Annotated in this window: 10 protein-coding genes; 4 read left to right on the forward strand and 6 right to left on the reverse strand. The window is 50.7% G+C overall.

Features of this window, described 5'->3' with window-relative positions; translation table 11 throughout:
• The 4 genes from HF854_RS11415 to HF854_RS11425 all read left to right on the forward strand — a co-directional run.
• Window positions 1–472, forward strand: a 472-nt coding sequence (locus HF854_RS11415) for a hypothetical protein (RefSeq protein WP_205906118.1), incomplete at its 5' end; no start/stop codon positions are given.
• A 95-nt stretch (window positions 473–567) separates the two neighbouring features.
• On the forward strand, window positions 568–1041 hold the full coding sequence (locus HF854_RS12765; RefSeq protein ID WP_240937744.1) for a glycosyltransferase family A protein: 474 nt from the start codon (window positions 568–570) through the stop codon (window positions 1039–1041).
• Window positions 1014–1394: a glycosyltransferase family 2 protein gene (locus tag HF854_RS12770; protein WP_240937745.1), complete on the forward strand. Its 381-nt coding sequence runs from the start codon at window positions 1014–1016 to the stop codon at window positions 1392–1394. Before HF854_RS12765 ends, HF854_RS12770 begins: the two co-directional genes overlap by 28 nt.
• Window positions 1395–1441: 47 nt before the next feature.
• The gene (locus HF854_RS11425; protein WP_168936404.1) at window positions 1442–4390 is read left to right on the forward strand and encodes an HAD-IA family hydrolase; all 2949 of its coding nucleotides are present in this window, start codon (window positions 1442–1444) and stop codon (window positions 4388–4390) included.
• A 46-nt stretch (window positions 4391–4436) separates the two neighbouring features.
• Here HF854_RS11425 and HF854_RS11430 read toward each other — a convergent pair whose 3' ends face one another.
• From HF854_RS11430 to HF854_RS11455, 6 genes are read right to left on the reverse strand one after another with little or no spacing between them, the layout of a single operon-like run.
• Complete coding sequence (locus tag HF854_RS11430) at window positions 4437–4673, reverse strand: hypothetical protein (protein ID WP_168936405.1); 237 nt, start codon at window positions 4671–4673, stop codon at window positions 4437–4439.
• Between the two features lie 9 nt (window positions 4674–4682).
• Window positions 4683–5471 carry a hypothetical protein gene (locus HF854_RS11435; RefSeq protein WP_168936406.1) on the reverse strand — a complete coding sequence of 263 codons (789 nt, stop codon included), beginning with the start codon at window positions 5469–5471 and terminating at the stop codon, window positions 4683–4685.
• A 2-nt stretch (window positions 5472–5473) separates the two neighbouring features.
• Window positions 5474–6940 (reverse strand): hypothetical protein, encoded by a 1467-nt coding sequence (locus tag HF854_RS11440; protein ID WP_168936407.1) that lies wholly within the window; start codon window positions 6938–6940, stop codon window positions 5474–5476.
• Between the two features lie 3 nt (window positions 6941–6943).
• On the reverse strand, window positions 6944–8296 hold the full coding sequence (locus HF854_RS11445) for a hypothetical protein (RefSeq protein WP_168936408.1): 1353 nt from the start codon (window positions 8294–8296) through the stop codon (window positions 6944–6946).
• A gap of 25 nt (window positions 8297–8321) precedes the next feature.
• Window positions 8322–9641, reverse strand: coding sequence for a hypothetical protein (locus HF854_RS11450; protein WP_168936409.1), 1320 nt, complete (start codon window positions 9639–9641; stop codon window positions 8322–8324).
• A gap of 8 nt (window positions 9642–9649) precedes the next feature.
• Entirely contained in the window at window positions 9650–10105 is a 456-nt protein-coding gene (locus HF854_RS11455; protein ID WP_168936410.1) for a hypothetical protein, read from the reverse strand.
• Window positions 10106–10609 lie beyond the last annotated feature (504 nt).

The following is a 10609-nucleotide window of genomic DNA, read 5'->3' on the forward strand; positions in this document are numbered from 1 at the left end:
TCACGAAAATCTGTTTGTTTCATGGGACGAGATTACCACACCTTTTAAAATCAAAAAACATGCCGGACATCCTCTAATCTGGGAACTAATATATGAACAAATTACAGGGGAAAAGAAGATGTCAGATAACATAGAAAAACTGGCAGAAAAACAAGAAACAGAAAGAAAGCTCACTTTGGTCATGTGCAACATGAACAGGACGGCCTTCGACTTCGTCGGAGAGATGCTGCCTTCTTCGGCAAGCGGGTCTGTGAGGCTGCGCAATGCCCTGGCGCTCGCCTATGGCAAGAACCTGGTCGTCGACCGGCTGGATGACCTGCATGTGCCGAAGGGCATGATCGACCTGGCGTATACGGAGACAGTCGTGGAGATCCCTGCGGACTGCGTGGCGTACACGGTAACGTTCGACGTGGCGTCAGGAAGCGAACTGGCGAAAATGTATACGGATTTTTTCAACGTACCTGTGAATTGACGAGTCGGCCTCGTAGTGCCTGAAAATTGACAGTACAGGTAAGGAAGGACTATGAAATACTTGCATCCCACATGACGCCACAAGGACTAATTTCTATGCGCGCTTCACCACGCCTAGCTCTCTGCATCGCGACTGTCGGTCGTACTCGCGAGCTGGACAGGCTGCTGACTTCTTTAGGCCAGCAGACCTATACGAATTTTCATATCTACCTCGCAGACCAAAATGCACCAGGTATACTGGACGACCTCTTGCGGCAGCATGAGGCTCTGCCAGTGTCACATGTCCATCTGCCATCCAAAGGCGTATCCACAGCACGCAATGCCTTGTTCCCTATGCTGGAACAAGAAGAGCTTATTGCCTTCCCTGACGATGATTGCTGGTATGCGCCGGATACGCTGGCCCAGGTCGTGGAGGCCTTCCGGCGTCATCCAGAAGCTGGAGCTGTGTTGGGCCACTGGACTCCTTCTCCTCAGATTTCCCAACCTAATAGTGTAGAACAGGCCCTCTCCACCAAAGCGCTATTCGCTCAAGGGGAACCTGCGTGCAATTCTTCCGAGCCACAGTTGTAAAAGGTCTTCGTTTCGATTCGCAGCTTGGACCAGGCACTGGCCTGCCTTACGGGTGTGGTGAAGATACGGACTATCTGCTGGAGGCCCGCAAGCGCGCGTCTGTCTGGCGCTGCCCGCCCATCCGGGTCTTCCATCCCTCGCCAGATGCGCATGTGCCGTCTGATGCCAAGATTGCCAGCTACGCTGCCGGGCGCATGTACCTGCTCAAAAAACACGCATTCCCGTTTTGGTTCCGTTTAGCCAACGTGCTGTATCCCTTGTGCATGCTACCCTTGGATGCGTTACGCAAAGGAGGAAGGGCTGCACACTACCGCTGGAAAATGTTTGTTGAGAGATGGCGTCATCTTTTTTGAAAGATATACATTTCTTAAATGGCAATTAATAATTAAGCGGAGAGAGTATGGAAAAGCTTATTTCTGTCATTATCCCTGTATTTAATTCGGAAAAATATCTCGATTCTGCTCTGGAGTCTATTTTTGTTAATACGTATAAAAACATAGAAATTATTATTGTCAATGATGGTAGTCAGGGAGATTTTGCATCAGTTAGGAAGAAATACTCTGATAGACATAATGTTAAATTTATTGAAGAATCTAAAAATGTTGGCTCGTTTAAAGCTCGTATGATTGGTTTTAGGCATAGCAAAGGTGATTATATATCGTTTATTGATTCTGATGATTTTATTTCTGTTGATTGGTTTAGATCACTTGTCAGTAAAATTGAAAAAACAAATTCTGATATAGTTGTAGGTGATTTTAATATCCATAGAAATGCTACAGTGACTTATTTCCCACGCTCTGTTCTGCGAAAAACAGATATTGAATTGGTTGGAGATGATGTGCAGCAGGCTTTTTTTGAGCAAGCAGGGCGAGATTTCACTTGGCATGTTTTGTGGAACAAACTTTATACACGTCAACTGGTAGAACGTGCTTTTTCTTTTCTGGAGTCAATTGATCAGCATATTGTTATGTGCGAAGACATTATGTTTTCGTCTCTGTTCTTTTTACTAGCTAGAAAAGTTGCCAATGTCCATAATAACTACTACTATTATTGTCGGCATGACAGTAATGTAACAAGTGATACTTCTAATTATAAAGAACATGTTTCAAGTATATGTAATGTATTTTCAAATATTGACTATCTCATTGGTATTATTAGTGGTGCTGAGAAATATAGGATATACTTGGATGAGTGGTATGATAGAGTACTTCATAGTTGGGAGAAAAATGCTCAGAGTAGTGATAGTATCTTGTATATTAAGTCAAAAATGAAAAATAATAACTATATCTATAATGATAACGATGAAAATTATTTTTACTATGAAGAGCTTTTTGGAAAAAATGAATTAGATGAAGCAAAAAGAAAAATTATTGAAAGTGATGTAGTAAGCTTTGATGTCTTTGATACGCTTGTTGTACGTCCTTTTTTCCATCCAACTGATATTTTTTATATTTTAGATGATTATGTGTCTAAAGAGTGTAATTGTGTTGATACTATTAGTTTTTCTTCTATTCGTATAGAGGCTGAAAGACTTGCTAGAGAAAAAATAAATGGTAATGCTCAAGATATTACACTTGATGAAATTTATGATGAAATATCTGATATGACGTGTTTTGATGCTGAATTTATTAATAAAATAAAAAGAAAAGAAATAGAGATAGAGCTTCGGTATATTAGTAAAAGGAAAACTGGATATGAACTTTATGAGCTTGCATTATATCTTGGTAAGAAGATTATCATCATCTCCGATATGTATCTTTCCGAAAGTTGTATATCTAAAATGCTCAAAAAGTGTGAATATACTACTGAAAACTTTGATATCTATGTTTCTTCACAGGTTGGGATTACAAAATCAACTGGAGATATATTTAAATATGTAAAAAATAAATATAAAAATAAGAAAATTGTACATATAGGTGATAATTATCATTCTGATTTCTGTATGGCTGTTCGGCATGATATTGCTGCAATCTATTTGCCAAAAACGATAGACCTTTTGCTTTCAAAATGTTCAGAAATATATTCTGGAAATTTCTGGAGCTATTTGCAAAAAACATCTCCTTATATAAACACTACGAGATCGTATTGCTTTTTAGGGTTCAGGTGTGCTTTGGCACTTATTGCTAATAATTTTTTTGATAATCCTTATGTAAAATTTAATAAGGAAAGTGATTTTAATAATGATGTGTACCAGATTGGGTATGCAATTTTAGGTATGTATATTTTGGGCTGCTCACTTCATTTGAAAACTGATTATTCACATTTTGATACTATACAGTTTCTCGCGAGAGATGGTTTTGTTGTTAAGGAGGCTTTTGATTATATTAAAAATAAATTTAATCTTCAAGTTCAAACAAACTATCTCTATGTTTCTCGTAGGGCGTTAGTTCCATTGATGATAGAAAATAAAGATAATATTTATACGTTATTAGAAAATAATGGAGCGAATTGGAGTGCAAAGATGTTAATGGCTGTGCTAAAGCCATGTTATGAGCAATCACTAAATGAAGCTGTTGATTTAGTAGAAAAAGAGGTTGGTAAAAGTTTTTTAACGACTAAAGAGAAGATTCATTTTTTAACTTTTTTCGCAAATAATTTATATTCTCAGAAGTGTGTCGATGCCAATAGAAGGAGTGCTGAAAAGTATTTTCAGAAGTTTCTTGGAAAAAAGAATGCAATTTTTGATGTTGGGTATTCTTGCCGTGCAGATTATATTTTAAAAAAAGTATTTAACTATGAAATCGAATCATATTTTATCCATGCAAATAATTCCATGGCATCGCTTAGATCGTCTAGAGCTGAGTTTAGACTGCACCCCCTGTATGATTTCACCCCAAGGATAACAGGATCTATCAGGGAAATCTTTATGAGCAGAATTGCTCCAAGCTGTATTGGCTACAATGATGGGTTGCCAGTCTTTGATTCTTTTTTATTTGATTACGTTAGTAAAACAGAAATTATTATTGCTCAGGATGCGGCAGTTCATTTTGTAAAATCATATATTGATACATTTTTTGATGATTTTGCCGTCATAAAGACAAGATCATTTGATTTGTGTGCTCCTTTTGAAACTTTTTTAGAAAATGCAAAAGAATTTGATAGAAATTTTGCAAAATTAATTCCATTTGAATCCTCAATAGATTCTGATAAAATGCTCACTGCTTATAGCTACTGGGTCTGCCAAATTGTATCTGAGAAGTCAAAAGACGCCATCAAGCTAATAGTGAAGCGCCTTCCCTTCATCGATACGCTGCTTCCTCTTGGTTCAGGACGCAGGGAGTTGGCCAAAAAGGCTGCAAAAAAGATATATTACTGCTTGCGTGCGCTGAAACAAACCATATCGAGGTAACCTGCCAAGCTACAACGTCCCAACTCTGTGCTGCCGCCAGCCGGGATCAATCCAGAAAGTCGATCACTCCACTGGGCACATTGTTCCCGGGCGGCAGCGGGTCACGGTAACGCATGGTTCGCGCCTGTTCGGCCAGAGTTGGCAGGCGCACGGCGATAGTTCCCCGGGAGTGCTCCGAAGGCAGACCGAACTCCCGCACGCCGTTGACACTTTTTTCGTAAAGACGGACAAGCCAGCCGGTTTGCCCGTCTTTTTTCATATCGGATGTCGACCAGGTGGCCATGCGAAAGTCCTATTGGATGACGGTGGCGCGGACGTCCCGGCAGATGACGGAGACGGTGGACGTGACGGGCACGGCCCGGCGCCAGGTGATGGTCGTGGCCCTGTCGCCGTCGCTGCCGGAGGCCTCGTCGTAATCGACGCCGCGCACGCACAGCAGGCCGTCCACGAACACCTGCAGGCCGTTCCCGCCGACAAGGTATTGGGGAACGGTATACGTATCGCCATCGGCGTATTCCTTCAGGCGGGTACCCGGCAGGGAATCGGCGCGTTCCGTGATCACGCCTAGGCCGTAATCGAGCATGGCGGACTGGACGATCAGCCGCATGAGGTCCTTGACGGTCACGATGGTCCCGTCGAGGATGCCCGCGTTCTGGAGCCCGCTTACCGGGATCTCGACCCGTATGTCGTGGGACGGGTCGATGGTGTCGTTGAAGCGGATGTAGTCCGAAAGGTCTCCGGCTTGTCCGGCCTCGACATACTGTTCCCGTTCCCCGGCCTCGCAGAGGATGCCGTCAAGGAAGACGCGGAGCTGACCGGCGCCCACGATGTATTTAGCCGGAAGCTGGAACTTTTCGTTCGCCGGGATGGCCTCTTTGCGTGAGCCGGCCGCGGACGTGAAGATATGCGCCGTCCACGGCTCTTCCAGCTGTGTCAGACGGCTGTCGGTACGGTTCATGTACCAGTTGAACCACTCGTGGGGCGGGACTTCCTTGATCCAGCCCTGTTTCTGCTTGTCGGTGCTGGGGGCGGCCACGTTGTTTTTCGGGGCTTCGGACGCCCAGATGACATTTGCCTGCATGTCTAATCCTCAAGTTTTGATGTGAACAACGCGGCGCCGAAACCAGCGGATCTCTCCGCGCCGTAGAAGCCGAACCGTATACGGTCGGCCGCCAGGGTGTTGAAGCTTGCATCATTGAAGCCTGTCGCCCGCAGGGCGCCCAGGAAGCCGAAAAAGATCTCGATCGGGACGAGGCTGAAGTCTGTGGGCTCCGACCAGGCAGACCACTCACCGATATCGGACTGGTGCCGGCAGGCGACCGTGTATGCGCCGTTGACCGGCAGCGTGCCCTGATCGATCAGGTCTATTGGTGCCTGTCTGCCGGTAGTGAACGTGACCACAGGCGTGCCCGTGGCCTTGTCAGAGATGCGGTATTCCGTCTTTGTGAACGGGTCGCGATAGGCATTGAAGTACCCGGTGTTGTCCAGCACCAGCAGGTCGCGGAACACCTGCTGGTTGGGGGTGGGGCTCGTGATGTCCGGCGTCCTGATGGTGCGCACGCTCTGTTTCACCGGGGTGGAGAACAGGGCCATGTGCTTCACCCGCACGCCGGGAGCATTTTTCGTGACGGCCACACGCAGCTGCGTGAATCCGCCGTCGACAAGGTAATATTCGTCGAACCACTGCTTATCGGCCGTCATGGAGACCTTGTGCAGCGTGGCGTCCTTCCACGCGCCGGAAACGCGGCCGTCACGGTACTGGACGGCCAGCTTTCCGGAACCGGTGTCACGGCGTATGACGAGCGTGCCGCGCGGCGACTGTTCCAGCACGGTCGTGATCTTGGAGTAGTACACGGCTCCCGGGGCGCCCGTAGCCAGTCCTTCCGCGATCTCCCAGTCCGTGTAGCCGAGGATCGCCGGTGTCCGGTAGGTATTCTTCAGCACGTCCTTGAGGATGATGCGGCCCTTGTCCAGCAGCTCCCTGATCTCGACTTCCTCGGCGTTGACGCCGTCGGAGATGAGCAGGCGCATGCCCCGGCGCAGACCGGACGAATCCGTCACATCGACGCTGTCGTCGTCGGCGACCGCGCAGGTGACCGTGCGGTTTTCGATGTCCCGCATGATGAGGTCACCGGTCCACATCTCGAATTCGAAGCCGAAGTCCGCGTACTTCCAGTCCAGCAGGACCGTCTTCGTCAGGCCGTGGATGAGGATGCCGTCATTGCCGATGACGTCGACGACGTCCTTTTTCAGCTCCCCGACTTCTTTCGTGGCTCCTTCCAGCGCCAGGGTGACCGTCTTCAGCGGCACCTCGAACAGCAGCTTGCTCTCGTCGATGGCCGCGTCGTCAGCGACCATGTCGTTGGTCACCTGATGCCGTCCGCCTTCCGTGTGCTCGGCCTCGGCGCTCTGTTTCAGGAAAGCGGTACGCTGGACTATCTGCGTCGGCTGGATGTTGATGACACCGTCCTCGCCACCGAGGATGGCATCCGTCTTCTGGATGCGGTAGATGTCATCCACCCAGCGGGCTTTTTCTCGAATCTCTGCCATGAGTTACACCGTGGGATCCATGTGGATGTAGATATCGGACCAGCGGGAGACGCTGCCTTCCGTGTCGGCATGCCGGATGCGCAGGTACAGAGCAGGCGCATCAGCCAGCTCAGGAGGCAGGGGAAAGGTGATGCTCCCGTCTTCCATGTCTTCCGCCGGGATGGTGACGCTGTAATCGTCATCGCCCATGTACACGGATGCGGACACGGTGGCTTCCATGTACGCTATAGGGATTCCATACAGAGTTCCGTATTTGCTTCCCCTGATGGTTATATTTCCGTCGTGACGTGAGGCGGAAAAGATCTCCGGCTGCCTGATGTCCTCGATCCAGGTCACAGCGACCACGGGGCGCACGACGATGTACCGGACTTTGAAAGGATACGTCCCGCCTGTGTAGCGCAGGCGGATGGTCATCGTGCCCTGCGGCAGGGCGAAATTGTCGTCCACCGTCCCGTCGGAGTATTCACGTCCGGGGAGAGGCTCGGCGGTGCGCCATACGGAGCTTCCCGCCAGGCGGTATTCCGCCGTTGCCGTTATCTCACCGCTGTAACGGCAGACGATCAGCCTGCCCGAAGAGGCGTCCGCCAGCACGTCCAGCTCTTTCGAGATGTAGGTGAAGTCACCGTTGGCCACGGCGCCGGTCAGGCTATCCGGATCCGCCAGCAGGTTGGTAGCCGCGAGGAAGCCGCTGTCGCGCGTGATGTGCAGGCGCTCCGTGCAGCGGATGCGCCTGTCGGTAAGGATGGACATGATGACGACTTCTTCGGGCCTGCCGCCATCCTCGTCGCATACGACGTACGACTTGCCGGTTTCGAGACCGGCCGTGCTTTCAACGTCCAGGGATTCGTCGCCATCGATCTCTCCCAGCAGTTTCGTGGACATGAAGTGCATGGAAGTCACGCTGTCCGTGAACAGCTCGTACGCACTGCGGTTCCCGGAGTATTCCTGGCTCAGCGGGATGAGGCGTATCATGGCACCGGAGAAGGACAGGCTCACGTCCTGCATCATGTCGGCGCGGGTACGAAGCTCTTCGGCGGTGAGCATGACTTTGCCGATGGCCGTATACAGATCCTTCGTGCCGTGGTCCAGGGCGAGACGGTCTTCCGGGATGTTGATGCCCGGCTTGAAGTCCTTGTCCTTCAGGGCATGATGCCCCTCAAGGCTGTGTCCGGTCTCCAGGAACTTCCTCAGATACAGCGTACGGTTGCCAAGCTGGAGCCACTGGATGTTCGATGGTCCGTCCTCGCCTGTAAGGGGGTCGTAGCCCAGCACCCTGTCCGTGATGGCCAGCTGGCGGATGTATTCATCCCACACCGGCTCGCAGGGAACGGCGAATGAGATCTGAGGCTCAGGCATTGCTTTCTCAGGCATTGCTCTCTTTTCAGGCATCGCCGCCCTCCATGTTTCCGCGGCTGTACTGGGCGCTTTCCGACCAGAGGGAGACATTGCCGTCGTCCGCCCTGTAGCGGGCGCGCCACCATACGGACTCCCCGGGGGCCACGGGATGCGCGGCGAGCACGGTGTCCTCCAGGCCCCAGACAGGCGCTGGGTCGCTCGAGGCCGGGAGCGTCACGGTCTCGACGGAGTCGGCGAAGTAGTTGTCCGGCGCGAACTGGATCTCCGTGCCGGCATGCTTCGCGTCGTACAGGGCGCCGAAGCGCTGCAGCCTGAAGTCGGGCGCGATCACCACAGGGGTGCGCACGGTACTGGGCAGCACGCCCGTCGTGGTGGACATCAAGACGATGTGGTCGACGCCGGTGTCCCCCAGCGCGGTGATGCGGAAAGCCAGGCGCCCGCCGGGGACGTCGTATATGGAACGGTAATCGCCACTGACCTGATCCATGTACGTCCGTGTGCACGGCACTTCCGTCCAGTCGGTGGGGCTGTCGCTTTCCCGGTGGTATTCGACCATGAAGCGAACGTCTTCCTTGTGGCTGATGATGAGGCTGCCCTGTTCGATGCCGTCGAGCAGCGTCGTCAGCACGGTCATGTACGTGGCACCGGCATCAGCTTCCGCCTTGTTCCCGGCATATCTCCATGCGCTCTTGGTGAGAACGGCCGTATCGTTCGTGGAGAACTGCATGATCTCGTGCAGCAGCACACGCCGCTCGGTCAGGATCTCCTTGATGGTCACCTGCTGTTGCATGCCGGTCGTGCGGTCGATGATGAGGTAGGCTTCCCCGGAAGCGATGGTGGCCGTGTTTTCCAGGTCGATGGAATCGTCACCGGCGATGGTCTCGATGACCCGTACATCCTGGAATGCGTCGCGCAGGGAGAAATTGTCCGTGAACAGCTCGAAAGCGTAGCGGGTGTAGCCGTACTCCCAGGACATCATCAGGGCGTCATAGATGGCCCTGAGCGGTGTGCCCATGGTGCCCGAGATGCTGTCCAGGCCCTGTTTGATACCGGCCAGGATGACATCCAGCCTGTCGATGCCCTCCCGTATCCGTCCGGTAGGCACGGAGAGGCGCAGCTTGCTTTCGGCGATGGCCGCCAGACGGGCGATGTGGTGCTCGCAAAGCAGGTGGGATCCGTCCGGCTGGTGGTCCATGGCCAGCAGGGCGCGCAGATACTGGGTACGCCAGGCAAGCTGTCGTGCCTGCACGTTGTTGATACCGAATTCCCCGCCCATGACGGGGTCGGTGCGCTCGATGGCGTAGACCGGCGTGACCCAGACCGGCGACTCTTTCAGAACGTCCATTGGGCCCCCTAGAAGATGATGGACCACTCGCCGTCCACGGCGATGTCATTCGCCTTGTAGATGGCCTCGCGCGTCTTCCTCGCGAACAGGCTGTCATCGTCGCACAGCAGGCCGTACTCGACGATATTCATGCCGTTGGCCTCCTCATAGCCAAGCTGCCACCTGAACCGTACGACGCCCGGTTCCGGAAAATCATGCCCCACGATGGCGTTGCGATACATGCCCGTGATGACGGTATCCGCAGGGGTAGGCGTTTCGTCGTTGACGCCGACGGCGAAACGGGTGATGCGTTTGGACTGGTCGCCCTCGCTCACCAGCCTGGCAAGGGCTTCCCGTGCCGTGTTCACGATCATGTTGTGATCGCTGTACTCGCGGATGACCTTCCCCGAGCGGTCGATGACCCGCATGGAAAAGACGCCCCGGAGGGGGGCCGTTTTGTCCAGGATGGAAAATTTAGCAGACATGGTAGCCTCTATGGTGGATTCACGTTGCTAAATATTGGGCGGACGGGATTACCACATTAAGAGAGAAGGACTTTTTGTTTTTGTGAAAAATGGTTAGAATAGAAATCGGCAATAATCGACAAATGACGCAGCTCACAAATTGTCATTTATTCAGAAAGCTTACAGAGTATAGGGGGTTGGATATGAAAAATGGACAAGCTATGTGTATATACAGACAGATTGGTATTTTGAAAATAATATTTGCAGCAATATTTTGTTTGTATTTCACATTCTGTATTGCTCTATTGTCAGCATTTTCTTATCCAATGTATGCAATAAAATATATACTAACAGCAATATGTCCGGCAAGTTTATTTGTGCTTATTATTTCAATATCTAGAGGTAGGTTGTTTAAGATTATTGTTTGTGTTCAAGCTATTTATATGTCTAGAAGTCATTTCATAATTCCTTGATGACTCTTCTGAGTAAAATCATGGAAAATGCCAAATGAACAAAGGCGGTAAA

The sequence above is a fragment of the Desulfovibrio piger genome, from assembly GCF_012843875.1.
In the GTDB taxonomy this organism is placed as follows: domain Bacteria; phylum Desulfobacterota; class Desulfovibrionia; order Desulfovibrionales; family Desulfovibrionaceae; genus Desulfovibrio.

Excerpts from the sequence above, each read along its gene's own strand:
- HF854_RS12765 (WP_240937744.1), top strand. The coding sequence starts at position 568 with ATGCGCGCTTCACCACGCCTAGCTCTCTGCATCGCGACTGTCGGTCGT.
- HF854_RS11425 (WP_168936404.1), top strand. The coding sequence starts at position 1,442 with ATGGAAAAGCTTATTTCTGTCATTATCCCTGTATTTAATTCGGAAAAA.
- HF854_RS11430 (WP_168936405.1), bottom strand. The coding sequence starts at position 4,673 with ATGGCCACCTGGTCGACATCCGATATGAAAAAAGACGGGCAAACCGGC.
- HF854_RS11435 (WP_168936406.1), bottom strand. The coding sequence starts at position 5,471 with ATGCAGGCAAATGTCATCTGGGCGTCCGAAGCCCCGAAAAACAACGTG.
- HF854_RS11440 (WP_168936407.1), bottom strand. The coding sequence starts at position 6,940 with ATGGCAGAGATTCGAGAAAAAGCCCGCTGGGTGGATGACATCTACCGC.
- HF854_RS11445 (WP_168936408.1), bottom strand. The coding sequence starts at position 8,296 with ATGCCTGAGCCTCAGATCTCATTCGCCGTTCCCTGCGAGCCGGTGTGG.
- HF854_RS11450 (WP_168936409.1), bottom strand. The coding sequence starts at position 9,641 with ATGGACGTTCTGAAAGAGTCGCCGGTCTGGGTCACGCCGGTCTACGCC.
- HF854_RS11455 (WP_168936410.1), bottom strand. The coding sequence starts at position 10,105 with ATGTCTGCTAAATTTTCCATCCTGGACAAAACGGCCCCCCTCCGGGGC.